A 26,026-nucleotide genomic window follows, 5' to 3' on the forward strand; every position below is an offset into this window, starting at 1 on the left:
GTCGCGCATGACCACCGATCACGCCACGCCCCTCGTCCGCTTCGCGCCGTCGCCCACGGGCTACCTCCACCTCGGCAATGCCCGGCCGGCCCTGCTGAACTTCCTGTTCGCGCGGGCCCGCGGCGGGCGCTTCCTCCTGCGCCTCGACGACACCGACCGCGAGCGCTCGACGGATGAATTCGCCGACGCCGTCGAGACCGATCTCGCCTGGCTCGGCATCGTGCCGGACCTGCGCGCCCGCCAGTCCGACCGGGCGGCGATCCACGACGCGGCGGCCCAACGCCTCAAGGACGCCGGGCGGCTCTATCCCTGCTACGAGACCCAGGACGAGCTCGAGCGCCGGCGCCGGCGCCAGCTCGGGCGCGGCCAGCCGCCGATCTACGACCGGGCGGCGCTGAGCCTGACGGAGGCCGACCGCGCCGCCCTGGAGGCGGAGGGGCGCACCCCCCATTGGCGGTTCAAGCTCGAGCCGCGCACGGTCTCGTGGACCGACCTCGTGCGCGGCGAGGCCCATGTCGAGTGCGCCTCCCTGTCCGATCCCGTGCTGATCCGGGCCGACGGCTCCTACCTCTACACCCTGCCCTCCGTGGTCGACGACGCCGATCTCGGCGTCACCCACGTGATCCGGGGCGAGGACCACGTCACCAACACCGGCGTGCAGGTGCAACTCTTCGAGGCGCTGGGATATCCGGTCCCGGTCTTCGGCCACCACAACCTGCTGACCACGGCGGACGGGGAGGGGCTGTCGAAGCGCCTCGGCCACCTGTCGCTCCGGGGCCTGCGCGAAGCCGGCTACGAGCCGGCGGCCGTGCGCTCGCTCGCCGTCCTCACGGGCTCGGCCGAGGCCGTGCGGGCGGTGCCGTCCCTGGACGAACTCGCGCGCTTGGTCGACCTCGCCCACATTTCGCGGGCGCCGGCCAAGTTCGATCCGCACGAGCTCGACGGCCTCAACGCCCGGCTCATCCACGCCATGCCGGTGGAGGAGGTCCGCGGGCGCCTGGGCGCGCTGGGCGTGCCGGAGGCCGTGATGGAGTCGTTCTGGCTCACCGTCCGGGCCAACCTCGCGAAGGTCGCCGAGGCCGGGGATTGGTGGCGCGTCGTCACCGGCCCCGTCGCGCCGGTGATCGCCGATGCAGGCTTCATCGCGACGGCCGTCGAACTGCTGCCGGCCGAGCCCTGGGACGGGGAGACGTGGAAGGCCTGGACCGGCGCCGTGAAGGCGCGCACGGGCGCCAAGGGCAAGGCCCTGTTCATGCCCCTACGCCTCGCGCTGACGGGGTTGGAGCACGGGCCGGATCTCGCCGGGCTCCTGCCCCTCATCGGCCGCGCGCGGGTGCTGGAGCGGTTGGCCTAGGGGGCGGGATCGAAGCCTCGGTGGTCACGGTGAAGGACCGGGATGGACGGCTTTCGGTGTGTCCGCTTCGGGACGTGGAACTCCCCGAAAGCCACCCTCGGAACAGTCGGTCGCCGGGCGCGTGAAACCGTCACTTCCCGAGCGGCACACCCTTCGTGGTGAAACGCGGCGCGCCCGGATGGCGCCCGGATCGCGGCTGGCCATGCCCCTTGCCCACGCCTGAACCCGTTCCCGGCGGCTGCGAGAACGGAATGAGCTGGTCCGGCCTCGGGCCGATGAGATCGGCGCGGCCCATGGCCCGCAGCGCCTCGCGCAGCAGGGGCCAGTTCTCGGGGTCGTGGTAGCGCAGGAACGCCTTGTGCAGGCGGCGCTGCCGCATCCCCTTGATCGCGTCGACGGGCTCGCTGCCGCCACGCCGCACGCCCTGCAGGGGATTGATCTCGGTGTGATACATGGTCGTGGCCGTCGCCATGGGCGAGGGCAGGAACGTCTGGACCTGATCGGCGCGGTAGTCGTTCTTCTTGAGCCAGACGGCGAGGTTCATCATGTCCTCGTCGGTGGTGCCCGGATGCGCCGCGATGAAGTACGGGATCAGGTAGTATTTCTTGCCGGCCTTCTTGGCGGCGGCGTCGAACATCTCCTTGAAGCGGTCGTAGGTGCCGATGCCCGGCTTCATCATCAGGTCGAGGGGGCCGCGCTCCGTGTGCTCCGGCGCGATCTTGAGGCGGCCGCCGACGTGGTGGGTCACGAGTTCCTCGACATATTCGGGGCTTCGGACCGCGAGGTCGTAGCGCACGCCGGAGGCGACCATCACCTTCTTGACGCCCTCCACCTCGCGGACCTTGCGATAGAGCCGGATCAGGTCGTCGTGCGAGGTGTTCAGGTTCGGGCAGATGTCCGGAAAGACGCAGGACGGCAGGCGGCACGCCGCCTCGATCTTCGGGTCCTTGCACGCCATCCGGTACATGTTGGCGGTGGGTCCGCCGACATCCGAGATCACGCCCGTGAAACCCGGCGTCTTGTCGCGGATCAGCTCGATCTCGCGCAGGATCGAGCCTTCCGAGCGGTTCTGGATGACGCGGCCCTCGTGCTCGGTGATGGAGCAGAAGGTGCAGCCGCCAAAGCAGCCGCGCATGATCGTCACCGAGAACTTGATCATATCCCAGGCGGGAATCTTGGCGTCGCCGTAGGCGGGATGGGGGGCGCGGGCGTAGGGCAGGTCGTAGACCGAATCCATCTCCTCGCTGGTGAGCGGGATCGGCGGCGGGTTCAGCCACAGGTCGCGGTCGCCGTGGCGCTGGACCAGGGGGCGGGCGTTGCCGGGGTTGGCCTCCCGGTGCAGCACCCGCGAGGCGCGGGCATAGGCCTCCTTGTCGTCCTTGACCTCGTCGTAGGCGGGGAGCCGGATCACGGTGTCGCCGGGGCGGCGCATGGCGGCCTCGTCGGCCGAATCGAGATCGTCGGCGGGCAGCTCGGTGTAGTGCCCGGGCACGCGGCGGAACAGGGCGACGCCCCGGACGGAATCGAGCTCGTGCGGCGCCGCGCCGGCCGCGAGGCGGTTCGCCACCTCGACGACGGCGCGCTCGGCATTGCCGTAGAGGAGCAGATCGGCCTTGGCGTCGGCCAGGATCGAGCGGCGCACCTTGTCGGACCAGTAATCGTAGTGGGCGATGCGGCGGAGCGACGCCTCGATGCCGCCGAGGATGATCGGCACGTCCTTGTAGGCCTCGCGGCAGCGCTGCGTGTAGACGATGGTCGACCGGTCCGGGCGGGCGCCGCCTTCCCCGCCCGCCGTGTAGGCGTCGTCGCTGCGCAGGCGCCGGTCCGCCGTGTAGCGGTTCACCATCGAATCGAGATTGCCGCCGGTGACGCCGAAGAACAGCGTCGGCCGGCCGAGCGCCTTGAACGGCTCCGCCGATTGCCAGTCGGGCTGCGCGATGATGCCGACCCGGAAGCCCTGCGCTTCGAGCAGGCGGCCGATGATGGCCATGCCGAAGCTCGGATGATCGACATAGGCGTCGCCCGTCACCAGGACGATGTCGCAGGAATCCCACCCGAGCCTGTCCATCTCGGCACGGCTCATGGGCAGGAACGGCGCCGCCTTCCCGGGACGCGGCGGCTTGCAGGCGAGGGGCTTGCAGGCGAGGGGAGCCGGGGATCGGCTCGCGGAAGCCTGGAGGTGGGAATCTTGGAGGCGGGAATCTTGGAGGTCCATGGGGGCTGTCCATAGACCGCCCAGGCCGCGAGCTCAACGAAGAGCGGGGTGGCCGGGAGCCGCGACCTCACCCCAGCGGCTGAGACCGGCTTTCGGTCCGCAGCGGGGTCTGTTTCACGTACCCTCACGGACGTCGGGGGCGGACGCTTGAACGGCGGGGTCGGGTCGGCTCCGGGCAGGACCCAGCGTCAGCTCACAATCCTGAAGCCCCTCCCGAAACCCGCCGTACCGTCCCCGCCCGCGGATGGGCGGCGTCGAACGCGTCCATGAGGCGGGCGGCGTCGACCTTGGTGTAGAGCTGGGTCGTCGACAGGGAGGCGTGGCCCAAAAGCTCCTGGATCGCCCGCAGCTCGCCCTGGCGGCCGAGCAGATGGGTGGCGAAGGAGTGGCGCAGGGCATGCGGCGTCGCGCTCGGCGGCAGGCCCAGGGCGCCGCGCATGGACGCGACGGCGTACTGGATGATCCGGGGCGAGAGCGGGCCGCCCTTGGCCCCTACGAAGAGCGGTCCCTCCGGGTCGAGGCTGTAGGGGCAGGCGGCGCGGTAGGCCGCCACCGCCTGCTGGACGGCGGGCAGCACCGGCACCATCCGCATCTTGTCGCCCTTGCCGGTGACGGTGATGGACTCCGTGCCCGGCCCCGGCGCGTCCCTGGCGGCGAGGCCCAGCGCCTCGGAGATGCGGAGCCCCGAGCCGTAGAGCAGCGCGATCACCGCCGCGTCGCGGGCGATGATCCAGGGCTCGCGATCCTCGCCGTCGCGCAGGGCCGTGCCGGTCATGGCTTTCGCCGCGGGGATGGGGATCGGCCGGGGCAGGCGGCGCTCCACCTTGGGCGAGCGCACGGCGCCCAGCGCCGCCACGGTGCCGTGGCCCTCGCGGGCGAGGTGCCGGGCGAACGAGCGCAGGCCGGCGAGCTGGCGCATGAGCGAGCGCCCGCCGATGCCCTCGGCCCGGCGGGCGGCGAGGAACCCGCGCAGGTCGCGGGGCTTCAGGGCGACGAGGCCGGGAATGTCGGGGCGGCCGTGCCGGGCCTGGCGGTGGGCGAGGAACTGACGCAGGTCGCGGGCATAGGCTTCCGCCGTGTTGCCGGCCATCCGGCGCTCGCGCAGCAATTCGTCCTGCCAGGTGCCGAACGCGGTTTGAAGGGCGGCGTCGCCGGGGAACGCCAAGGTGTCCGGGACGGTCGAGGCGTCGGGGACGGTCGAGGCGTCGGGGGGGGCGTCCGGCGGGGGCGGCGTGGGCTGGAGCATCGGCGCGGCCATCCTGAGCGTTGGCCGCCCACTCAACGCGCTCTTGGTTGAGGCTCCGTTCACGGGCGCGGTGCGACGCCGCCCTTTCCGCCATGGGGCCGGCCGCCTATCTCGGCCCTAACCCCCGCCCTCCACATCGGACCCCCATGACCCCGACGCGCATCGTCTGCATCCGCCACGGCGAATCGACCTTCAACGCCGCCCACCGCCTCACGGGGCGCGACCCCGGCCACATCGATGCCCGCCTGACCGAGCGGGGGCAGGCCCAGGTCGCGGCCGCCCGCGCCGATCTCCACGACATCGCCTTCGACCTCGTGGTGACCTCGCCCCTGACCCGGGCGATCCAGACCACCAAGGGGATCTTTTCGGGCCATCCGGCCGAGCCGAAAATCCTCGTCGAGGTGCTGCACCGGGAGTGCCAGGAGAGCAGCTGCGACATGGGCCGCGCCGCCTCCGTGCTCGCCGCCGAGTTCCCCGACGTCGCCGTCGATCACCTGCCCGAGATCTGGTGGCACGAAGGCGGCGAGCCCGATGCCGACGGCATCCACGTCGAGCCCCGCACCCTGTTCGACGACCGCGTCGCGGCGTTTCGCGACTGGCTCGCGGCGCGGCCCGAGGGCACCATCGCGGTGGTCGGCCACGGCACGTTCTTCTACCACCTCACCGGCGTGTGGCTCGACAACTGCGAGACCGTCGAACTCGACCTCGGCACCGACCGGATCACCCGGCGGGCCTGAATCAGCCGCCCGAACCGAAGGCGAGGCCGGTGAGCATGGCCATGCCGAGCACCAGCACGAAGGCGCCGGCCACGAGTTCGAGGGCGGCCACCGCCCGCGTGCCCGCCGTGCCCCGGCCGCCGGCCAGGCGCAGGGCGAGGGCCTTGGCGAAGACGGCGACGCTCGCCAGCACGCCCGTGGTCAGGGCCGTACCCAGCGCCATGGCGAAGGTGGCGGCGATGCCGGCCCACAGCATGTGCTGGGACACCGAGAAGACGAGGATGAGGATCGCGCCGGCGCAGGGGCGCGAGCCGGCGGCCAGCACCACGCCGGCCCGCTCGCGCCACGTGCCGAGGCGGGCCAGGGCCGCGCCGTCGGTGAGGTGGACGTGGCCGCACCCCGGGCCGCAGGCGTCCGCCTCGCGCCCGAGGGCGGCGAGGCGTCCGGCCTTGCGCCAGGTCACGGCGAGGCCGAGGGCCGCCACCAGGGCGAAGCTCGCGGTCTCGATGAGCGTGCCGGCCCGGGTCATGCCGGCGGCGGTGGCGTTGAGGAGCAGGCTGCCGATGCCGACGATGGCCACGGCCACCACGGCCTGCAGCAGGGCTGCGGCGAAGCTGAGGGAGAAGCCGCGGGCGAGGGTGCGTTCCCCGGCGACGATGTAGCCGGCGATGACTGCCTTGCCGTGGCCGGGGCCGGCGGCGTGGAACACCCCGTAGCTGAAGCCCAGCAGCAGCATCGGCCCCCAGGCGCCGCCGGCCTTGATGCCCTGGAGCGCGCCCTGGAGGCTGCGGGAAAAACTCGCCTGGAGGGCCAGGACCCGGCCGCCGAGGCCGGTGGCCGAGGGCGCCGCCTCGCGAAAGCCGATGCCGAACGGCGAGCGCGGCGGCGGGGCCGCCACGTCCGGTCCGAGGACGAGCATGAGGCCGGTGAGGAGGGCGGCGGCCAGGGCCGTCGCGCCGGCGGCCAGGATCAGGCGCCGGCCGAGGAGCCCCGGCGGCGGTGCCGCCACGGCGGCGCCTACGGACACGCGACGATGATCCGGTTGGCGAACTGGCTGCCGTAATTCGCCGAGGCGGTCAGCGCCTCGAAGAACGCCTCCGACAGGCCGGGCTTGGCATCGGCCGTCTTGCCATCGGGCGTCCTGCCATCGGCCGTCTTGCCCGCGTCCGGCTTCGGCCGGGTCAGGGAGGCGGCGCAGCCCGCCGGCGCGCCCGTGAGGCGGGCGGCGTCGGCCTCGTCGGAGAGGCCGAAGGCGACGAAGTAGGTCGGATCGTACACCTCCACGGTCGTCACCCCGCGCCCCTGCGCCACGGGCGCCTTGAGGGGCAGCAGGAAGGTGAGGGTGAGCTTGCCGTCCGCCATGGCCATGCGCGGCTCGGTGGGATCGGCGAAGAGCTGCTCCTTGCCCGCGACCTTGAGCTTGGTGAAGTAGCCGAACTCGGCCAGATTCGCGGTGTTCTCGCGGGCCAGGGACGAGAGTTCGTCGGGGGAGAACACGCCGTCGCCGTTGGTGTCGAGGCCCTGGACCACGAAGGCCGAGTAGGAGGCGTCGAAGGTCCAGGCGTTGCGGATGCCGGTGACGCGCCCGCCCTCGCCGTAGGCGATCTCGGCCTTGGTCGTAACCCAGACGTGGGGATGCGCCTCGGCCGGACGGGCGAGGGCCGCACCCGCGGCCAGGGCGGCGAGACCGGTCAGGAAGCGTTTGGGCAGAGCGGTCGGCATGGCACGGGACGCTCGCGGGTCGTGGTGAAGAAAGCGTAAACGACGCCCTTCGCCAAGTTGGGCTTTGCCGAGCGTGGGCCGGCCTCATCCATTCCGGTTCAGTGGGGCGAAAGCGAGGCGTCGCGGTCCTCGGCCCCGGCGCGTCGTCCGTCGACGGCCGCTCAATCCCGCCGGGTCAGGGCGGCGATCTCGGCTTCCTCGGCGGCGCTGAGGCCCTGCGGCGCGGGCCCGGCGCGGCGGCGGGACAGGCGCCACAGGCCGAAGATCCCGAGGCCGAGGGCGGCCAGCGGCGTCAGCCACAGGAGCAGGGTGTGGGCGGCGAAGACCGGACGCAGGAGCACGTACTCGCCGTAGCGCCCGACCACGTAGGATTCGACCTGGGGGTCGGTGTCGCCGGCCTGGAGGCGCTCGCGGACGATGACGCGCAGGTCCCGGGCCAGGGGCGCGTCGGAATCGTCGATGGACTGGTTCTGGCACACGAGGCAGCGCAGACCCGCCGAGATCTCCCGCGCCCGCGCCTCCATGGCCGGATCCTTCAGCACCTCGTCGGGCTGCACCGCGCGCGCCCCGCCGAAGGGGACAACGACGCCCCCGGCGGAGCCGAGGGCCAGCAGCAGGGCGAGGGCGAGGCGGGGGGCGGTCATTCCGCCGCCGCCATGCCGGCGGGCAGGGGCTTCGTCCGGGCCTTGGCCGGGGCGCCGACCCGCATGCGCCGGTCGGTGAGCGAGACCGCGCCGCCGAGCGCCATCACCACGGCGCCGAGCCAGATCAGCAGCACCAGGGGCTTCGAGTACAGGCGCAGGCCGATGGCCCCCTCGGGCATCACCTCGCCGAGGCTCGCATAGACCTGGCTGACGCCGACGGTGAGAAGGCCGGATTCCGTCACCGTCATCTTGCGGCTCGGGTAGAACCGCTTGCCCGTCTCCACGGTGCCGATCATGTCGCCGGCCGTGTTGCGGATGGTGAGGAAGGCCGTGGTCTCGGAATAGTTCTCGCCCATGCGCGGGCCGACCCGGTCGAGGGTGGCGACGTAGGGGCCCGAGGTCAGGGACTCGCCGGGCTTCAGGGTCTTCAGCCCCTCCGTCGCCCAACCCTGGGCGGCGATGCCGAGGACCACCACGCCGACGCCCGCATGGGCGAGCGCCGTGCCCCAGGCCGAGCGCGGCAGGCCGATGGCCCGGCGCCAGACCACGGAGGCCCTGCGGGTCCGGCTGGCGCCGTAGCCCCGCGCCCGCGAGACGATCTCCAGGACGGAGCCGATGACGAGGTAGGCGCCGAGGCCGATGCCGACGGGAGCCATCATCGGGCCGCCCCAGGTGTAGGCGAGGGTGGCCAGGCCCACCACCAGGGCGAAGGCGAGGGCCGCGAACAGGCGCTGGGCGGCGGCGTGCACGTCGCCGCGCTTCCACGCCAGGGTCTGGCCGAAGGGGACGATGAGCAGCAGCGGGATCGCCAGGGGGATGAAGGTGTAGTTGAAGAACGGCGGACCCACGGAGATCTTCTCCGCCGTGAGCATTTCCAGGAGCAGCGGATAGAGGGTGCCGACGAACACCGTGGCGCAGGCGGCGGCGAGGAACAGGTTGTTCATGACGAGCGCCCCCTCGCGGGAGATCGGCGCGAACAGCCCGCCCTGGCGCAGCATCGGCGCCCGCCACGCGAACAGGGTCAGGGAGCCGCCGATGAACAGGATCAGGATCGCCAGGATGAAGATGCCGCGCGTCGGGTCGGTGGCGAAGGAATGCACCGAGGTGAGCACGCCGGACCGCACGATGAAGGTGCCGAGGAGGGAGAGCGAGAAGGTCAGGATGGCGAGGAGCACCGTCCAGACCTTGAGGGCGTCGCGCTTCTCCATCACCACGGTGGAGTGCAGCAGCGCCGTGCCGGCGAGCCACGGCATCAGGGAGGCGTTCTCGACGGGGTCCCAGAACCACCAGCCGCCCCAGCCGAGCTCGTAATAGGCCCAGTACGAGCCCATGGCGATGCCGAGGGTCAGGAAGCTCCAGGCGGTGAGGGTCCACGGCCGCACGGCCCGGGCCCAGACGGCGTCGATGCGCCCGTCGATGAGGGCCGCGATGGCGAACGCGAAGGTGATGGAGAACCCGACATAGCCGACGTAGAGCAGCGGCGGGTGGATCGCGAGGCCGAAATCCTGCAGCAGCGGGTTGAGGTCGTTGCCCTCGGGTGGGGCCGGGCTGACGCGGGCGAACGGGTTCGAGGTCGTGATGATGAACAGCACGAACACGAAGGTGATCAGGCCCTGCACCGCGAGGGTGTTGGCCCTCAGCGTCGGCGGCACGGAGTCCCGCGCCACGGCCACCAGGGCCCCGAACAGGGCGAGGATGAGGATCCAGAGGAGCATCGAGCCCTCGTGGTTCCCCCACACGCCGGACAGCTTGTAGAGGAAGGGCTTGGCCGTGTGCGAGTTCTCGACCACGTTCTGGACCGAGAAGTCCGAGGTGGCGTGGGCGTAGGTCAGCGCCCCGAAGCTGAACAGGATGCAGGCGAAGGTGCCCAGAGCCGCCGGCGTCGCCACGGCGCGCAGGGCCCGGTCGCCCGAGCGGGCGGCCCAGACCGGCATCACCGCCTGGACGAGGGAGAGGGCGAGCGCCAGGGCGAGGGCGAAGTGGCCGACTTCGATCAGCACGGGGTGGCGTCCTTCCGGAAAAATTCTTGGCGGGACAGTCTCGGCATCATCGCTCGCTGCGCTGTCCGAGCGTCTTGTCCGTGAGGGCCGTGCTGGCGTCGGCGGGCTTGGCCGGGTTGGGCTTGGCTGGGTTGGGCTTGTCGACCATGCCCTTGCCCTCCTGCCAGCGCCCCTGCGCCTTGAGGGCGTCGGCGACCTCGCGGGGCATGTAGGATTCGTCGTGCTTGGCCAGCACCGTGTCGGCGCGGAACAGCCCGCCCGGCTCGAGGCGGCCCTCCGCCACGATGCCCTGGCCCTCGCGGAACAGGTCGGGCAGCAGGCCGCGATACGCCACCGTCACGGTGGCGTTGGTGTCGGTCACGGCGAACTCCACAGTCTGGTCCGGTCCGCGCTGGAGCGATCCGTCCTTGACGAGGCCGCCGAGGCGGAACCGCGTGCCGGGTGCCACGCCCTGGGCGGCGACCTCCGTCGGCGAGCGGAAGAACACGATCGACCCGCTCATGGCCGACAGGATCAGTCCCAGCGCCAGGGCCAGCACGGCGCCGCAGGCACTGATGAGGATGAGGCGGCGGCTCTTGCGGGTCACGCGGGTTGTCCCGTCTCGGTTGGGGCGTCACGGGCGCCGGCGGCGGGCTTTTCCGTCGCCGGCGGACGTGATCGTCTCTGGAATGAGCGTAAGGAACGGTGTCGGACGCTCCGCCGCCCGGGTCAAGGTCGGCGGCCGGGACCGATTGTCAGGGGCAAACCCGATTCAGCGGCGGTCCGGGGTCGGGACGCCCTTCGATCAGGGCCTGGGCTGGGCGTTCAGCCCGAGTTCGCGCCCGAGTTCGTCGAGGCGCTCCTTCGCCTGGGGCTCGGGGCTCTGGGCCATCCGCGCCCGGTCGAGGGCCTGGAGCGCCTGGGTGCGCTCGCCCAGCACGGCGTAGGAGCGCACGAGGCGCAGCCAGTCGTCGATGGTCCCGCCCTTGGCGGCCAGGCGCCGGTCGAGCCCCGCGACCATGCCGCGGATGGCCGCATCGCGCTCGGCCGCCGGCATGGCCTTCACGGCGGCCACCGCCGCCTCGGTGCCGGCCTGACCCGCATCCTTCGCGGCCTCGCCCGGACCGGACTTGACGGCATCGGACTTGGCAGCATCGGACTTGGCAGCATCGGACTTTTCGCCCTCCGCCTTGCCCGCCCCGTCGGGCCGTGGACCGGCCTCCTTGGACAGGCCGAATTCCCCGGCCAGGGCGTCGAGGCCCTGGAGCGCCGTCGCGTCGGACGCCAGGGCCGTGCGCGCCCGGACCACGGCCCCGGCGGCCCCGTCGCGGTCCCCGAGCACGGCGAGGGAGCGCACGAGGCGCAGCCATTCGTCCGCCGTGCCGCCCTTCTCGGACAGACGCTGGTCGAGGCCGGCGACCATGCTGCGGATGGCGGCGTTCCGGCCCTCCGGCGGCATCGCCTGGAGGGACGCGGCCGCGCCCGCCTCCGGCGCCGCACCCGTGCCGGGCCGTGCGGCCTCGGGCTTCGGGGGGGCCTCGCCCTTCAGGCGGGCGAGGTTGTCGCGAACCACCGGGAGCCACGGCGCGTCGGCGGGCGCCGTCTCGGCGAGGGCGGTGAGGCGCTGGATCGCCAGGGGAATGTCGCCGTCGAGCTCGGCCGCGCGGGCGAGGTAGAACCGCGGCTTGGCCGCCGTGCCGTCGAGGGCGACGGCACGCTCGAACAGAGTCTTGGCCTGGGGCGAGATCACGCCGTTGTTGCCGGCGATGAGGGCCTCGCCCCAGTCGGACAGGCGCTGCGGGGTCTCGCCGAGGGTGCGCGCGACGGCCTCGTAGGCATGGGCCGCGTCGTCGAACCGGCCCATCCGCATGTAGACGGGGGCTAGCACCGCCCAGCCGCGCCCGTCCGTGGGATTGCTGGCGAGGCGCGCCTCGATCTGCCCGATGGCGTTGAGCAGGTCCTGGCCGCCGGTCTCGGCCGCCTGCCGCTCGGCGGCGCCCTGGGCCGGCATGTGCGGCGAGCCGTAGAGCCCGTAGGCGATGAGGGCCACGAGGGGAATGGTCGAGAGGGCGAAGGCGGAGGCGGCGCGGCGCTGGCGCAGGGCCGGCTCGGCCATGCCGGGGGAGACGGGCACGCCGGCGCGGTTGGCCCGCAGCAGGCGCCGGCCGGCTTCCGTGCGGGCGGCCTCGGCCTCGGGCGGGGCGATGAGGCCGCGCGCCAGATCCCGCTCGATCTCGCGCAGCTGGTCCTCGTAGAACCCCGTCTCGGTGTCCAGGGTGCCGGCCGCCGGCGCCGGAGTGGCCCGACGCGACATCGGCCAGAGCAGGGCGAGCACCGCCGCGCCGGTCATGAATGCCAGAATGAACCAGAGTGCCGTCATCACGCCTCGAGATACTGTGCGCCCGCATGTAAGGCCACGCTCCGGCTCCTACGATGCGGACTTCCGGTGACACGGTGTCACGCGAAGGACGGCGCGCGGCCGACCTTAACCGTGTGAAGCGGACTGGCAAATGGCAGCCGGGACGGGATTCACCCTAAGCAGGTTTCGCAGAAGGGGTCCCCGGTTCTGCGATAAAAACCTGCTCAGGCGTGCGGCGCGGCGCCGGCGGGGGCGTCGCCCGGGACCTCGATCACCGCGCGAAGTCCGCCGAGGCTCGCCGCCTCCAGGCGGAACCGGCCGCGATAGAGGGCGGCGAGATCGGCGACGATGGAGAGGCCGAGGCCGGAGCCCGGCTTGGTCTCGTCGAGGCGGCGGCCCCGACCGAGGACGGCGGCGCGGTCCTCGGGGGCGAGGCCCGGCCCGTCATCCTCGATGGAGACCAGGAGGTGGGGATAATCGTCCTCCGCCACCGCCTCGGCCCGGATCGAGACCCGGCCGGCGGCCCATTTCGAGGCGTTGTCGACGAGGTTGCCGATCATTTCCTCGAAGTCCTGGCGCTCTCCGCGAAAGCGCAGTCCCGGCGGCACGTGGACGGCGTAGGCGATGTCCTTATCGCGGTAGATCTTGCCGAAGGTCCGGACCAGCCCGGCCAGCGCCGGCTCGACCTCCGTGGAGGTGCCGAGGGTTCCGGCGAGTGCGGCCGCCCGCGCCCGGTCGAGGTGATAGTTCACCTGATCGCGCATCACGGCGGCCTGCTCGCGGATCTTGGCGGAGAGGTCGCCGGGGGCGTCGGCCGCGCCCACCTCGTTGACGATGATCGAGAGCGGCGTCTTCAGGGCGTGGGCGAGGTTGCCGACCTGGGTGCGGGCGCGCTCCAGGATCTCGCGGTTGGTCTCGATGAGCAGGTTCACCTCGCCGGCGAGGGGCGCGATGTCGCGCGGGTACTCGCCGGTGATGCGGTCGGATTCGCCCCGGCGGATGGCGCCGAGCGCGTTGCGGAGCTTGGCCAGCGGCGCTAGGCCGAAGCGGATCTGCAGCAGGGTGGTGAGCGCCAGCGACAGGCCGAGCAGCCCGAAGGTCACCATCAGGGAGAAGCGGAAGCGCCCGACATCGTTGGCGATCTCGTCGGCCGGGCCGGCGACGCGCACGGTGTAGCGCCCCTCCTCGCCGAGATCGACGTCGCGCTCGATGATCCGCAGGGGCCGCTCGTCCTGGGCCCGGCCGTAGCCCTGGCGGATCTGGCCGACCCCCGCCTGGGTGTCGGGCGTGCTGGCGGGTTTCAGCGGCACGCCGACGAGGGAGCGCGAGGTCCGCAGGTCGCGGGGCTTCGCGTCGGGACGGCCGATCTGCCAGTACCAGCCCGACAGGGGCAGGTCGAAGCGCGGATCGCTCAAGGTGAAGGACCGGCTCTCGGGATCGTTGGGCGAGACGAGGTCGGTGGCGAGGTTGTTGGCGTAGACGAGCAGGCGGCTGTCGAAGGCCCGCTCGGTGTTTTCGCGATACAGCGTGGTGAGGATGCCGGCGGCGATGAGCAGGATCGCCGAACTCGCCAGCAGGGCGGAGGTGGCGAGGCGCACGGCGATGGAGCCCCGGCGCAGGGGAAGCCAGGCGGGAAACGGGCTCATGCGGAGAAGAGGCTCATGCGGGGGCGAAGTTCATGCGGGGGCGAGGTTCATGCGGGTCCCGTCGTGGGGTCTGGTCACCGCGCGCGACGGTTGAAAGGTTACGCGTTCCGTCTGTACATCATCCGAACGGAGATTCGACGATGAGCCTCGACATCCACGATCCCGAGACGGAGCAGCTGGTCCGGACCCTGGCCGCGCGCAGGGGCCTTTCCGCCGATGAGGCGATCAAGCTCGCCGTCGGCAACGAACTGCAGCGCGAGGACGGGACGCTGAGCCTGTGGGAGCGGATTCGGCCGATCCAGGAGCGCGTTCTCTCCCGCCCGGCGACGGGGCTCGACGCCGACAAGGCGTTCTACGACGGTCTCGCCGTGACATGTCTGACCGTGTTGCCGGACGATGCAAACACGATCCGTGGTGGTTACGACACCAGACCGGACTCGGGCGCAGCGGAAAACAGACGGCTATCCCACCAGCATGGCTGATGGTCCCCCACGGTGATCTTCGAAAAATCCGGATGCTCCGGGTTGATGAGGATGTTCTGGCTCACCCGTGCGACCACGCTCGGGACGAACAGCAACAGCGACCGGCGTGACCTGTGCCAAGCCTCGCCGAAGGCCTTGGACGCGAGGCAATCCGGATGATCCCAACCCGGCACCGCAGGTTGCGCCAGCACTTCGTACGTGAGACCCGCTGACAGCAGGATCTCGACGTAGTGCTGGTTCGGCGGCAACTGGCCACTGCCATGCACGAGCTTTTCGAGCATGGAGGTCGCGTAATCGGCCGCCGCATAGATCATTGGGCTCGCGGGCGTGTTCCAGCGGCCCGGAAAGAGGCGCGAGCCCGTCGCGTCGAAGATCTTGTGATCTCCATCGGGATCTCCGATCCGATAGGCTTTCCGCGCCTGGGCGAGGGTCTGCCCCTTCACGCCGCGGAGCCATACTTCAACTGGCCGAGAACAGCCTCCACGCGCGGTCCACCGAACTCGGATTCAAGGACGATATCGAGGGGCGGGCGGTTTTCGAGAAGGGCATGAGCCCGGTGCAGGAAGTCGCGGGCGGCGGCGTCCGTCTTCCAGACGTCGCGCGCCATCGCCCACACCCTGGCGAGGCGCACCACCTTTGCGCCTTCCTGCGCGGTCAGCTTGCCCCTCGCCTCCGCACGGCGCCGGTTGAGGGTGGCGCGCGCGACGAGATTGAATGCGAAGGCGCGGTCGTCGGGAGCGACGGCGGACGCCAATCGGTCGACCGATGCAATCGGCAAGCCCGCGACGATCTGAGCGATGACGGACGCTTCCGTCGTCTCCCCGAAACCCGCTCGTTCGAAGCCGAGAACGTCGGCGACGGCTGCTCCACTGGCCATACTGGGCTCCTGTCTCATCTGAGACAGATATGAGGCTCATATGAGCCGAGCACAAGCCGCCGCGCCTCACACCCGCGGCGGCGGCTGCGTCGGGTCGACGAGATAGCCCAACCCCCGCACGGTCTGGATCAGGTCCACGGCGAGCTTCTTGCGCAGGCGCCCGACGAACACCTCGATGGTGTTGGAATCGCGGTCGAAATCCTGGTCGTAGAGGTGCTCGGTGAGTTCGGCGCGCGACACCACCCGGCCGGTGTGGTGCATGAGGTAGGACAGCAGCCGGTACTCGTGGCTCGTGAGCTTGACGGGGTTGCCGTCGACGAACACCCGCCCCGAGCGGGTGTCGAGGACCACGGGGCCGCAGGCGATCTGGCTCGTGGCATGGCCGGCGGCGCGCCGCAGGAGGGCGCGCACGCGGGCGAGCAACTCCTCCATGTGGAAGGGCTTGGTCACGTAGTCGTCGGCGCCGGCGTCGAAGCCGTCGACCTTGTCCGACCAGCGGTCGCGGGCGGTGAGGATGATGACGGGCGTCTTGATGCCGGCCCGGCGCCACTTCTGCAGCACGCTGACCCCGTCGGCCTTGGGCAGGCCCATGTCGAGGATGATGGCGTCGTAGGGCTCGCTCTCGCCGAGGTAGCCGCCCTCCTCGCCGTCGAAGGCCTTGTCGGCGACGTAGCCGGCCTCCTCCAGGGCGCTGACCACCTGCCGGTTGATGTCCCGGTCATCCTCGACGACGAGCAGACGCACGGTCCCGTACTCCTCTAATGCGATGGGTTCAGGGGCCGCTGATCTCGCCCGTGGTGGCATCGACCATGACGTGGACGAACTGCCCGTCCCGGCGCAAGGCCGTGAGCAGATAGACCAGGACGTCGTCGTGCCGGCACAGGCGCGCCCGCTGGATCTCGGCGCGGGGAATGACCTTGCGGGCGGCCCGGATGGCGGCCACGGGCTCGATCACCCGCTTGTCGGCCACGGCCTCGCGCAGGTCGGCGGCGTTGAGGCAGGTGTCGGGGCGCGGCACCGCCTGCACCGGGGCGATGATGGCGGCCCCGGTGGTCTCCTCGGCCTGCGTGCCGATCGAGCCCGTCGCGAAACCCGCGACGGCGAGGCCGATCAGCAGCAGGGCAAGGAAGATACGCATGACGCTTGGCATAGGGAGGGGGCACTGAATGCGCCGTGAATGCCGGTGCAAGCGGAGCCGGCGCGGTTCGGTTCCACGTCGACCCTCACAGGCCCGGACCGGCCGGGAGGGCGACGCGTTCCAGGGCCGCCCGCAGGGTGGCGCTGACGAGGGCCTCGCCGTCGACATGGTCGAGGGCCGCCCGGCGAAGGGCGATGGTGGAGAGGTCGAAGCGCCGCCGGGCCGCGCCGAGGCGCAGGCCGGCCGCCCGGCTCCGGGCCGGATCGACGGTGAGGGGGAAGCGGGGCATGGGCGAATCTCCTGTCAGGGGGGGATGGGGGGGCGGCCCTTCAGGGGGGGGATGAGGGGGCGGCCCTCGCCGAGGCGGCGCAGGATCGCGTCGAGTTTTTCGCGGGTGCGCGCGTCGCCGCGCTCGACGGCCCGGGCCATCTCGCTCACGAGGCGCGCGAGATCCTCCAGCACCCGGGTGCGGCTCTCCAGGGCGGCGGCCACGGCCGCGTTGGTGTGGGAGGCCCGCTCCAGGGCGGTGGCGGTGGCGCCGGTGTCGCCGATGCGGGCTTCCTGGGCCCGCACGGTCTCGCGGTGGAGGTGGAGGCAGGCGAGGCCGAGCAGCACGGCGACGACCCAGCCGGCCCCGTCATGGGAGAACAGCAGGCGGGCGCCTTCGAGGGCGATCGTCTCCATGATGCGCCTCCGCGATGCGTCCTCTCCGCGCGTTGTCTCAGGGCGTCGGGCGCCCCGTCCGCCCCGCCTCCAGGGCCGGGCGCAGGGTGTTGGCGACGGTGGCCTCCTCCGTGAGCGGCAGGCTGCGGAAAACCTTCTCGGCGAGGCCCGCGCGCCCGCCGGCCGCCCGCACGAGCCAGGCCGGCGCCTCGTCGAGGCCGCGCTGCACCGCCCGGGCGATGACCGCCGAGCCCACGGGGACGCTGAGCGTCCGCCCGCGCACGGCGCCCGCCACGGCATTGACGGCGTAGTCGCCGACGTTGCGCACCAGCCGCTCCACCAGGGTGGCGGTGACGAGGGCGCGGAGCGGCCCGGCCAGGCGCGCCAGGGCCGCCGTGGCGGCGGTGACGGCCAGGGGCAGGACGAGGCCGGTGACCGCCTGGGCGGCCGCCGCGACGGCGTCGCCCCACGGGACGATCACGCTGGCGGGATCGAGGCCGGCGGCGGCGGGACTCGCGATCAGGGCGAGGACGAGGGCGGCGCGGGTCGGCCGCAGGAACAGACGGGGCATCGTTGGAGTCTCCGGAGTTGGCGTGGAAAGGTCAGGCGCGGGGTCGTCCGCCGAGGGCGGCCCAGATGCGGGCGAGCCAGCCCGGTGCGGGCCCGGCCGGCGGCGCGGCGGGCAGGCGCGGCACCGTGCGGCGCGGCGCCGGACGGGGTGGGGTGAGCGCGGCCGGGGCCGGGATGGGCGTCGCGTCCGTGCGCCGGGCCCGGGGCAAAGCCACGGCGTAGGGCGTGCGGAACTGGTCCTGCTCGGCGCCCCGGCGCGGGATCAGCGTGGCCGGCCGGTCCCACATCATCATCGCCTGCGCCGCGCCGTCGACGTCGCCGTCGGCGAGGCGCCGCACCAGGGTGGACCGGGCGAAGGCCGCCGGGCCGATGTTGAAGCTCAAGGACACGAGGGCGTCGAAGCTGTGCTGCGGGATGGGGCGGCGCACCGCCGCCCGCACGGCGGCGACGAAGCGGACGACGTCGCGGTCGAACACCGCGTCGCACTCGGCCGGGGTCAGGGCGAGGGCGGGGGTGACGAGGGGCGGCCCGGCCGCGCTGGTGTGGCCGATCCCGATGGTCCAGATGCCGACGGAATCGCGGTAGGCGTGGAGGCGCCGCCCCTCGCGGGCGACGAGCACGGCCTTGCCGATGGCGCTGAGGTCCATGGAACACTCCGGATTGTGAGGGGGGACGCGGAACGGCGAGGCGAGGCGCGGAACGGAAGGGCATGCCCGGCGGTTCGTTCGGGGAGTTCATCCGAGGACGGGGCCCGGTTCGGGCCCGGGAGATCAGCCATGACGCGACCACGCCTCGTCGCCTGTGCCGCCGCCGGCCTGCTGCTCGCGGGCGCGGGCGCCGCCACGGCCCAGAACAGCAGCAGCGGCAGCGGCCTGACGCCGTTCGCCACGGAGAGCGGCAACGACCGCTCGGCCGGCGTGAACAACGGCAACTACCAGCCGCCGCGCTATGGCTACCCGGGGGCCTACGGCGCGCCGCGCGGCTACGGGCGCCCGGTCCGTGGCGGCCCGGACGACGGATACGGGCGGCGCAGGCCAGCGCCGTATTACGGCTACCCGTACTGAGGCCTCACGCGAGACCGACGCCCGAAAAGTCGCTGTCGGCGGCGGCGACGTAGCCGTCGGTGCCCGTGAACAGGGCGTGGACCGTGATCGCGTCGCCGGCCGCCAGGGCCACCACGGCGAACAGGCTCACCGTCGAGACGCCGTCGACGGGGGCGGCGACGCCGCGGCGGGTCCCCTCCACGGCGACGCCGTTGCGGTGGAAGCGGGCCTGCAGGGAGGCCGGCGCATTGGCGCCGTTGCGCTTGAACGCGAGGCCCGCCGCGAGGGTGTAGGTCCCCGCCTCGGGGACGACGAAGGCGCCGTCGGCGGCGCGGAACAGGCCCTGGTCGTTGAGGACCCCGGTGTTGAAGCCGATCCGTGTCCAGGCGCCGGCGCCGACGTAGTTGTCGAAGCTCGTCGTGGCCCGGAAGCGGGCGAGGTTGCTAAGGCGCGACCACGTGGCGCCGCCGCAGCCCCGGAAGGCGCCCGCGGTGCTGTCGAACACGATCTGCCCCGGCGCCGTGCCGGCACCCGGCACGCTGGCGCGGGCCACGAGTTCGAGGGCGCCGTTGGCCCGCAGCTTCACCACCGGGCGGGGGGCGGTGCCGCCGAGATCCGTGGTCTCGACCACGATTCCCGTTCCCTGGGCGTCGGCCAGAAAATCCTCCTCGGCCACGCCCCGCAGGGTCAGGCGTCCCTCGGCGGGGCCGCCCGCGTGAAACCCGCCGCCGGAAAGGCCGAAGAGGCCATCCCCGGCCCGGACCGGGGCGGGGGCCTGTCGGCTGCCCCGGCCGATGCGGGTCTCGATGAGGTTTCCCGCCGGCCCGGCGCCGTAGGCGTCGAGGCACAGGGCCGGCCCCGCGCCGTCCCGCGCCACGTGCAGGGGCGCCCGCGCCGCCGGGGCGCCGGGGGCGGCCAGGGCGCCGAGGCCGAGATGGCCCGTGGCCGGATCGGCCCGCCACGCGCCGTGCCACGCCGTGCCGTCCGGCGAGACTTTCAGGCCGATGGCATCCTCGCCCAAAAGCCCCAATTCGGCCCGGCCCGAGAACGCGGCCTGGAACAGGAGCGCCGCGGCGTCGGCCGACGCCGTCTTGTTGAGAACCACGGCGAGGCTGCCGCTGCCGCCCTCCGCCGGCGCGCGGGCGCTCCACAGGGCGCGGTCGAGCCTGGCCGAGAACGGCGTGCCGGCCTCCGCCTCGGTGCCGAGGCCGAGGGCGGTGAGGTTGCGCAGGGCCCGGACGCCGTCGAGGAGGGGGCGCCAGCCCGTGCCGTCGAAGCGGTGGAACGCGTCCGCGTCGGCCACGTAGGCGAGCCAGCCGGGCCGGGGCACGAGCCCGGTCCAGACGCCGTCGCCGAACACCGCGATCCGCCCGGTGAATCCCGCCCACGCCCCCGTCGGGTTCGGCGCCGCCACGAGGTAGCGGTCGCCCTCCGCCGGATTGGCGGGCGGTGCGACGAGATCCTTGCCGCGGCAGGCGAGGTGGACGAGGGCGTCGAGGGCGAGGAGCGCCTCGTTGTGGGTGACGTGCTTGCCGGCCTGGCCCCCCGCGAGGAGCGGCAGGGCGAGGTGCGGGGTGGTCTGCGCCATGGGCGGCCTCCGGGGTGAAGAGGGACGGTGTCGGACGCGCGTCGGAGGCCTTTCCCGGACGCCTGGAGCGCAGCGGAAGGTGATCCGGGACCCAGCGCGAAAGGCCGCGTCAGCGGCGCGATCCGAACGGCACGGACATTCGGGCGCTTCGCGGCACCGTGTGCTGGGCCCCGGATCGGGCTCCGCTGCGCTGCGCCCGTCCGGGGAAGGGGCCGGCATCTCTCCGAAGGGGCGTCACGCCGCGCGGATGGGCACCCGCGCCCGCAGGGTCGGCCCCGGTCCGGTGAGGGTGCCCAGGGGGACGACGCTGGCCTCGAGGGTCACCTGGAGCGTGCCGAAATCGGCGGCCTCGTCGGCGTAGAGGGCGGAGGGCTCCGTCGCCGCGAGGCTGCGCAGGACCGCTCCGCCGGGGCCGTGGATGTCGACGCGGTAGCCCTGGACCATGGGGTCGGGCGGCACGTCGGCCGGCTCCCAGGCGTCGCCGTCGCGCCGGACCCGGCGGGTCCAGGTCAGGCGAACGCCCGGCCCCTCGCGCCGGGCCCGGAGGTGGACCGGGGCCAGGGGCCGGTAGGGGGCGAGGCCGGCGGTGGCGATGCGCGCGACGAAGAGGGGGTCGGCCGGGTCGCGGGTGGCCGGGCCGATGCGGTAGCGGAACGGGCGGCCGACCTCGTCGAGGCGGGTGACGAGGGGGATGACGGCCTCGTCGAGGCGCACGATCAGGGCTCCGGCCGGCAGGGTGCGGGCGGCCGCTCCCTCGCTGCCGGCGAGACCCCGGAGGAGGCGGGTGAGGCGGTAGGTGTCGGCGCCCACCAGCGTCACCCCCGCCGCCGCGACGATCTCGATCTGGCCATCCGCCCCGACCAGGGCGAAGCGGTTGGCGCCGGTCAGCGCCGCCGCCTCGGAGACGGAGGCGAGGCCCCCGGCCGGCCCGAGGCGAACCTCGAGGCGGGCCGCCCGGTCGAAGCGCCAGAGCGGGCCGGCGCCGAGGGGCGTCAGGGTCTGCCCGAGGCAGGCCGGGTGGTCGACGAGGGTGTGCAGCGCCAGGGGGCCGTCCTCCTCGGCCCGCCACACGGCGATCTCGCCGGGCCACGGCTCGGCCCGCACGGCCAGGACCTGGAGCGGCGTCGGGCTGCCGGCATCGAGGGGCAGATCGAGGATGGCGGCGAAGGGCGGCCCGGGCAGGGCCGGCGGCGCCCGGCGCGGGGCCGCATCGGGACGCTCCCCCGCCCGGGGGGCCCGGCCGTGCCGGGGCACGGCGCGGGTCTCGATCCGGCGCCCGGCGGGGCCGTCGGCGATGCGGACGATGCGGTGCGGGACCGCCTCGCCCGGAAGGCGCAGGAGGTCGCCGGGTTCGAGGTCGATCCGGCGCGGGCTCAAGGAGAACGTCGCCGTGTCACGGGCGGCGAGGTCGGCGTCGAGCATGGCTTCCGCCAGGGCCTCGGCCTGGGTCCGCCGCGTCACCACGGCGGCCTCGAACCGGGCCTCGCGCCGCCGCGCGCCCGTGGGGCGGAGGGCGGCGGCGGTGATCCGGCGATAGGCCCCGCCCTCGGCATCGGTCACGGTCACCTCGAGGGACCGCGGCAGTTCCGATTCCTCGGCCCGGACCAGGGCGAGGGGCGCCGCGTCGGAGGCGGCCACGAGGTCCCCGGCTGGAATCGGCCGCGGCGCTTCCGGGCGGGGCCCCCGAACCGTGAGGGTGCCGGCCAAAGCCGAGACGTCGAGGCCGTAGAGCCGGGCCAGGGGTTCGAGGGCGGCCCGCGCCGAGAGCGGCCGGTCGAGGACGTAGCCGTCGAGCTGCGCCGCGCACCCGATCCGCGCCGGCACGGCGACGCCGCAATCGGCCAGGATCGCGGCGATCAGCCGGTCGAGTTCGAGGCCCTCGATCCGGCCGGTGATCCAGTGGCCCACGGACCAGTTGCCGGCATCCGCCCACACGGTGTCGAAGTCCGGAAACGCCGGGTAGGGCCGCGCGTCCCAGCACCAGACGAAGACGTGGTCCGCCGGCACCATCCGGCCGCCGTAGAGGGCCGAGACCGGGTTATGGGCGGGCACGAAGCCGGGGGCACTCGGATCGAACCGCTCCAGGATGGCGGTGAGGCCGCGGGCCTGGATGAGGTCGTCGCGGGTGCCGGTGGAGAAGGGCGGCGCCGCGCTCTCGGCGGATTTCGGGTCGGGGAACACGTTGGGGCCGTTGGTGCCCTTGTCCACGGCCGGCACGCCGATCTCCGTGAGCCAGATCGGCTTTCCCTCCGGAACCCAGGCGGTCCTGCGGGTCTCGACGCCGCCGTCCCGCTCCCAGTGCGGGTTGCCCCACCAGCCGACGAGGTCCTTGGCCCGGAACACCCACGGCTTGCCGTGGGCGCCGTCGGTGATCGGCGTGCGGACCTGCGCCGCTCGGTCGGCGTCGCCCGCATAGTACCAGTCGAAGGCCTCGCCCGCCCCGAGCCGGGCCTTGAGATGGGCGGGGTCGTAGGGCGAATCGGCTTCCGCCAGGTCGGCGTGATCCGGCCCGTCGCGCCAGTCGGTGATGGGCGGGTAATAGTCGATGCCGACCGCGTGGATCGCCGGATCGGCGAACAGGGCATCGAGGGGGAACCGCAAGGTGGCGCCGCCGTCGCGCACGTGGGCGCCGTACTCGGTCCAGTCGGCGGCGTAGACGAGGGGGATCGCCGGTCCGAGGCGGTCGCGGACCGCGTGGGCGAGGGCCCGGAAACCGTCCACGGCCGGGTAGGTGTCGCCTTCGCCTCGCACGCGGGTGAGGCCGACGCATTCGGAGCCGACGAGGAAGCCGGCAAGCGGCACGGCCCAGCCGGCGGCAAGGTCCGCGTAGTGCAGGACGAGGCGGCGATATTGCGCGAAAAATGCCGCGACCTGGGCGGCGGCGGCGGCCGTGCCGTCCGGGCTCCCCGGGACACCGGGGGCGGGATCGCAGGTGATGCGCCCGCGCCAGGGATAGGGCGGCTGGCCTCGGGCGGACGGGTCGCGGGGGTCCGGCAGGGTGTTGCCCTGCGCCACATCCATCATCAGGAACGGGTAGAGCACCACGCCAAGACCCCGCCGGTGGAGGTCGGACACCAGGCGGCCGAGGCCGGCATCCGACGGGGTGCCGCCATAGGCCGGGTGGCCGTCGGGCGTGGTCGAGACGAGGCCGGCCCCCGCCCGGGTCAGGCCGGCGACGCGCCAGGCATCGCCCGTCGTCACCTTGGTGGCGCCGTCGACCTTCGGCGCCACCGTGCAATGCCCGGCGCGCAGGTCGTCGCCGAACCAGCTCGCCACCACGGAGACCCGTTTGAGGTTCGGGCACAGGGCCTGGAGGGCGTCGAGGGACGCGATCACGTCGGTGACGCCCTGGAGCTGGAAGCGGTTGGCGGGCCGGCTCACGCCGTAGCCGGCCGCCTCGGTGACGGGGGCGGGGTCGAGGTCGAACTCCGTCGAGCCGGGGATCAGGCACACGGCCCGCACCCGGTCGGCGAGTCCCGCCACGGGCCGCAGCACCTCGAAGGCGAATTGCGGCACGCGGTTGCCGAACTCGGCGAGGGCGAGGCGCTCGAACACGATATAGGCGAGGCCGCGATAGGCCGGGGCGGTGCCCTCCTTGGCGACGATGAGCGGGTCGGGCGCCTGGTCGACCTCGCCCCGGTGCAGGCGCCAGGTCAGGGTGGTGAGGTCGAGTTCGCGCCCGTCGGCCCAGATCCGGCGCACCTGCGCCACCGGGCCCTCGCACAGGCCGATGGCGAGGTCGACGGAGTAGGCGTAGGCCGTGCGCACGGTCTTCTGGCCGCCGCCGCCCTTGGCGCCCGCGCCCGCCCGCTCGACGCGGGTGTTGGCGACCTCCAGGGGGCGTGTCGCCCAGATCAGGGTGCCGCCGAGGCGGGCGCGGCCGTAGAGCCGGGGGATCGGATCGCCCTCCGTCGAGGTCAGGCCCGCCACCTCCGTGAGGCGCGGCCCCTCGACGATGCGGGGGCCGGAGCCGCCGCCGAACAGGGCCCCGTCGATCCCCGAGCCCGCCGCGGCGCCGAGGGCCCCGCCGACGATGGCCCCGATGGGGCCGCCGAACGCCGTACCGGCCGCCGCTCCGGCGGTTTGCAGGATCAGCGTGGCCATGGCGGGCTCCGGCGTCGGGAGGGGTAAGGCGTCAGCGCCGGATCAGGATCACCCCGCCGATGAGGAGGGCGACGCCGAGGCAGCGCGGGCCGTCGATGGGGCGCTGGGCGAGGCCCATCCAGCCGAAATGGTCGAAGGCCGCGGAGGCGAGCATCTGCCCGGCGACGAGCAGGGCCATGAAGGTCCCGGCCCCCAGAACCGGCACGAGGACGATGCCGAGGCCGATGAACAGGGCGCCGAAGGCCCCGCCGCTCCAGGCCCACCACGGCACGCGGGCGAGCGCGCTCCAGGCCGGCAGCGGATCGCGGAGCGCCAGCGCCAGCACGCCCATGCAGGCGAGGCCGGCGCAGTAGCTCGCGACCCCCGCCCAGGCGGTCGAGGCCAGGGCGACGCGCAGGCTCGCGTTCAGCCCCTGCTGGATCACGATGGCGACGCCCGCCAGGGCGGCGAGCATCGCGGGGAGCAGGACGTTCAGCATCGGCGGACCTCGCGGGGAATCGCCGCCCCGGGGCGGCCCGCCGTGACAACCATCGCGCGATCGGGCCGTCAAATGTCCGGGTCCTTCGTCGGGCGGGACAGGGCCCTCGCCGCGCGCCGGGATCACTGCGTCCTCACGGCGCCGATGCGGCGGCCAGCCTCGCCGCGTGGCGATACTCGCTCGGCGTCATCCCGAAGCGGTCCCTGAACCGGCGGGAGAAATGCGCCTGGCTGGAGAAACCGCATCCGTGCGCGAGCAGGCCGATGGCGAGGTGGCCGCATCCGGGATCGGTCAGGCGCAGGGCCGCCACGTCGAGCCGCCGGCCCCAGATCCAGTCGGAGACGTGCCGGCCGCGGGCGTGGAACAGCTCCTGGAGCCGCCGCAGGGAGACGCCGACCGCCGCCGCGAGGTGGGGGGGATCGAGGGTCGGATCGTGCAGGTTGGTCTCGATGTAGGCCTTGGCCCGCTGGACCACGAGATTGCCGTCCACCCCCGTCGGAACGTCCCGCGCCATGCGCTCGGCGATGCTGGCGACGAGGAGGTCGATGCCGATGGAGGACATCCGCGCGGCGGTCTCGGGATCGAGCTGTTGGTGGATCTGGACCAGTTCGTCGAAGAACGTCCGGACCAGGGACGCGCTGGCCTGATCCGATGCGATGTTCAGGGCCGCGAACTGGCGCGCCGAGCCGAGCATCGATTCCAGCCGGTGCGCGGGAATCTCGAGGAAGAGCGCCCGGCTGTCGTCGCTCGACTGGGTCGAGCCCGGCCTGCGATCGAGGACGACGATGTCGCCGGGCCGTTGGACCGCCTCCCGATCGTCGCGGGTGAAGGTCGAGACGCCCGAGAGCATGATCGCGACGGTGACCGTCGCGTCCTTGTCGCTGCGCCGGAGCGCGTCGGCCGTGAGGCGGGTCCGCGTCGCGCCCGAGGACACGCGGGTGACCAGCATGGACCCGAGATCCGCAGCCTCGATGGCTCCTTCGAAAGGCCGGTCGCCAATCTTCGTGATCTCGAGGGGGGACAACCGATCGTAGATCGTTTCGCGCCACACGCGAAACGCATCCTTTTTCTGGACCGATGCCGTCGACAGCAACGTGCGCAATCGTTTCGTGCCCCCGCCAATTGTTTGGTGCCGCCGCAATGTCTCACTTGCGCATGATAGGCAAAACAATCCGCGTCTTCGTGCAAAAAACCAAATCCAT

General features: G+C 73.0%; 25 protein-coding genes. 4 read left to right on the plus strand and 21 right to left on the minus strand.

The genetic code is table 11. The features are described from left to right. Nucleotides 1–7 precede the first annotated feature (7 nt). Nucleotides 8–1,354: a glutamate--tRNA ligase gene (gene gltX, locus ASF28_RS08520; protein ID WP_056090170.1), complete on the plus strand. Its 1,347-nt coding sequence runs from the start codon at nucleotides 8–10 to the stop codon at nucleotides 1,352–1,354. 130 nt (nucleotides 1,355–1,484) lie between these two features. On the opposite strand, the gene ASF28_RS08525 is transcribed toward gltX, so the two are convergent. Beyond that, the gene (locus ASF28_RS08525; protein ID WP_443189717.1) at nucleotides 1,485–3,569 is read right to left on the minus strand and encodes a YgiQ family radical SAM protein; all 2,085 of its coding nucleotides are present in this window, start codon (nucleotides 3,567–3,569) and stop codon (nucleotides 1,485–1,487) included. Between the two features lie 193 nt (nucleotides 3,570–3,762). Beyond that, entirely contained in the window at nucleotides 3,763–4,815 is a 1,053-nt protein-coding gene (locus ASF28_RS08530) for a tyrosine recombinase XerC (RefSeq protein WP_082476059.1), read from the minus strand. Between the two features lie 146 nt (nucleotides 4,816–4,961). Between ASF28_RS08530 and ASF28_RS08535 the strand changes: the two genes are divergently transcribed. Next, entirely contained in the window at nucleotides 4,962–5,552 is a 591-nt protein-coding gene (locus ASF28_RS08535; RefSeq protein WP_082476060.1) for a histidine phosphatase family protein, read from the plus strand. Between the two features lies 1 nt (nucleotide 5,553). Here the strand turns inward: ASF28_RS08535 and ASF28_RS23250 are convergent, their stop codons facing one another. From ASF28_RS23250 to ASF28_RS08570, 7 genes are all read right to left on the minus strand, one after another. Then, entirely contained in the window at nucleotides 5,554–6,558 is a 1,005-nt protein-coding gene (locus ASF28_RS23250; protein ID WP_056090176.1) for a nickel/cobalt transporter, read from the minus strand. Then, nucleotides 6,549–7,253, minus strand: coding sequence for a DUF1007 family protein (locus ASF28_RS23255; RefSeq protein WP_056090178.1), 705 nt, complete (start codon nucleotides 7,251–7,253; stop codon nucleotides 6,549–6,551). The genes ASF28_RS23250 and ASF28_RS23255 overlap by 10 nt, the downstream gene beginning before the upstream one ends. 161 nt (nucleotides 7,254–7,414) lie before the next feature. Beyond that, complete coding sequence (locus ASF28_RS08550; protein ID WP_056090182.1) at nucleotides 7,415–7,897, minus strand: cytochrome c-type biogenesis protein; 483 nt, start codon at nucleotides 7,895–7,897, stop codon at nucleotides 7,415–7,417. Beyond that, nucleotides 7,894–9,897 (minus strand): heme lyase CcmF/NrfE family subunit, encoded by a 2,004-nt coding sequence (locus tag ASF28_RS08555; RefSeq protein ID WP_056090185.1) that lies wholly within the window; start codon nucleotides 9,895–9,897, stop codon nucleotides 7,894–7,896. The genes ASF28_RS08550 and ASF28_RS08555 overlap by 4 nt, the downstream gene beginning before the upstream one ends. 46 nt (nucleotides 9,898–9,943) lie before the next feature. Then, complete coding sequence (gene ccmE, locus ASF28_RS08560; RefSeq protein WP_056090188.1) at nucleotides 9,944–10,483, minus strand: cytochrome c maturation protein CcmE; 540 nt, start codon at nucleotides 10,481–10,483, stop codon at nucleotides 9,944–9,946. Between the two features lie 198 nt (nucleotides 10,484–10,681). Further along, complete coding sequence (gene ccmI / locus ASF28_RS08565; RefSeq protein WP_056090191.1) at nucleotides 10,682–12,256, minus strand: c-type cytochrome biogenesis protein CcmI; 1,575 nt, start codon at nucleotides 12,254–12,256, stop codon at nucleotides 10,682–10,684. Nucleotides 12,257–12,459: 203 nt separating this feature from the next. Next, the gene (locus tag ASF28_RS08570) at nucleotides 12,460–13,881 is read right to left on the minus strand and encodes a sensor histidine kinase (RefSeq protein WP_056090193.1); all 1,422 of its coding nucleotides are present in this window, start codon (nucleotides 13,879–13,881) and stop codon (nucleotides 12,460–12,462) included. 140 nt (nucleotides 13,882–14,021) lie between these two features. Here ASF28_RS08570 and ASF28_RS08575 point away from each other — a divergent pair, with 140 nt between their 5' ends. Then, on the plus strand, nucleotides 14,022–14,363 hold the full coding sequence (locus tag ASF28_RS08575; protein WP_056090196.1) for a type II toxin-antitoxin system VapB family antitoxin: 342 nt from the start codon (nucleotides 14,022–14,024) through the stop codon (nucleotides 14,361–14,363). On the opposite strand, the gene ASF28_RS08580 is transcribed toward ASF28_RS08575, so the two are convergent. From ASF28_RS08580 to ASF28_RS08615, 8 genes are all read right to left on the minus strand, one after another. Further along, the gene (locus ASF28_RS08580; RefSeq protein ID WP_056090199.1) at nucleotides 14,300–14,806 is read right to left on the minus strand and encodes an RES family NAD+ phosphorylase; all 507 of its coding nucleotides are present in this window, start codon (nucleotides 14,804–14,806) and stop codon (nucleotides 14,300–14,302) included. The genes ASF28_RS08575 and ASF28_RS08580 overlap by 64 nt on opposite strands. Continuing rightward, nucleotides 14,803–15,240: an antitoxin Xre/MbcA/ParS toxin-binding domain-containing protein gene (locus ASF28_RS08585; RefSeq protein ID WP_056090202.1), complete on the minus strand. Its 438-nt coding sequence runs from the start codon at nucleotides 15,238–15,240 to the stop codon at nucleotides 14,803–14,805. The genes ASF28_RS08580 and ASF28_RS08585 overlap by 4 nt, the downstream gene beginning before the upstream one ends. A 66-nt stretch (nucleotides 15,241–15,306) precedes the next feature. Next, nucleotides 15,307–15,984 carry a response regulator transcription factor gene (locus tag ASF28_RS08590; RefSeq protein WP_056090205.1) on the minus strand — a complete coding sequence of 226 codons (678 nt, stop codon included), beginning with the start codon at nucleotides 15,982–15,984 and terminating at the stop codon, nucleotides 15,307–15,309. A gap of 28 nt (nucleotides 15,985–16,012) precedes the next feature. Further along, nucleotides 16,013–16,378 (minus strand): PepSY domain-containing protein, encoded by a 366-nt coding sequence (locus ASF28_RS08595; protein WP_056090208.1) that lies wholly within the window; start codon nucleotides 16,376–16,378, stop codon nucleotides 16,013–16,015. 85 nt (nucleotides 16,379–16,463) lie between these two features. Then, entirely contained in the window at nucleotides 16,464–16,667 is a 204-nt protein-coding gene (locus ASF28_RS08600) for a hypothetical protein (protein ID WP_056090212.1), read from the minus strand. Between the two features lie 14 nt (nucleotides 16,668–16,681). After that, the gene (locus tag ASF28_RS08605) at nucleotides 16,682–17,062 is read right to left on the minus strand and encodes a hypothetical protein (RefSeq protein WP_056090214.1); all 381 of its coding nucleotides are present in this window, start codon (nucleotides 17,060–17,062) and stop codon (nucleotides 16,682–16,684) included. A gap of 37 nt (nucleotides 17,063–17,099) precedes the next feature. Then, the gene (locus ASF28_RS08610; RefSeq protein ID WP_056090217.1) at nucleotides 17,100–17,612 is read right to left on the minus strand and encodes a hypothetical protein; all 513 of its coding nucleotides are present in this window, start codon (nucleotides 17,610–17,612) and stop codon (nucleotides 17,100–17,102) included. A 31-nt stretch (nucleotides 17,613–17,643) separates the two neighbouring features. Further along, nucleotides 17,644–18,258: a lysozyme gene (locus tag ASF28_RS08615; RefSeq protein ID WP_056090220.1), complete on the minus strand. Its 615-nt coding sequence runs from the start codon at nucleotides 18,256–18,258 to the stop codon at nucleotides 17,644–17,646. Between the two features lie 129 nt (nucleotides 18,259–18,387). Between ASF28_RS08615 and ASF28_RS08620 the strand changes: the two genes are divergently transcribed. Beyond that, nucleotides 18,388–18,675: a hypothetical protein gene (locus ASF28_RS08620; RefSeq protein WP_082476061.1), complete on the plus strand. Its 288-nt coding sequence runs from the start codon at nucleotides 18,388–18,390 to the stop codon at nucleotides 18,673–18,675. A 4-nt stretch (nucleotides 18,676–18,679) separates the two neighbouring features. Here ASF28_RS08620 and ASF28_RS08625 read toward each other — a convergent pair whose 3' ends face one another. From ASF28_RS08625 to ASF28_RS08640, 4 genes are all read right to left on the minus strand, one after another. Continuing rightward, nucleotides 18,680–20,242 carry a DUF2793 domain-containing protein gene (locus tag ASF28_RS08625; protein ID WP_056090222.1) on the minus strand — a complete coding sequence of 521 codons (1,563 nt, stop codon included), beginning with the start codon at nucleotides 20,240–20,242 and terminating at the stop codon, nucleotides 18,680–18,682. Between the two features lie 234 nt (nucleotides 20,243–20,476). Then, complete coding sequence (locus tag ASF28_RS08630) at nucleotides 20,477–24,346, minus strand: baseplate multidomain protein megatron (RefSeq protein ID WP_056090225.1); 3,870 nt, start codon at nucleotides 24,344–24,346, stop codon at nucleotides 20,477–20,479. Between the two features lie 31 nt (nucleotides 24,347–24,377). After that, nucleotides 24,378–24,824: a DMT family transporter gene (locus ASF28_RS08635; protein ID WP_056090226.1), complete on the minus strand. Its 447-nt coding sequence runs from the start codon at nucleotides 24,822–24,824 to the stop codon at nucleotides 24,378–24,380. 133 nt (nucleotides 24,825–24,957) lie between these two features. Continuing rightward, a complete protein-coding gene (locus tag ASF28_RS08640) occupies nucleotides 24,958–25,926 on the minus strand; it encodes a helix-turn-helix domain-containing protein (protein WP_056090229.1) in 969 nt (322 codons plus the stop codon). Nucleotides 25,927–26,026: the final 100 nt, after the last annotated feature.

Source organism: Methylobacterium sp. Leaf99, from assembly GCF_001422375.1.
GTDB lineage: Bacteria > Pseudomonadota > Alphaproteobacteria > Rhizobiales > Beijerinckiaceae > Methylobacterium.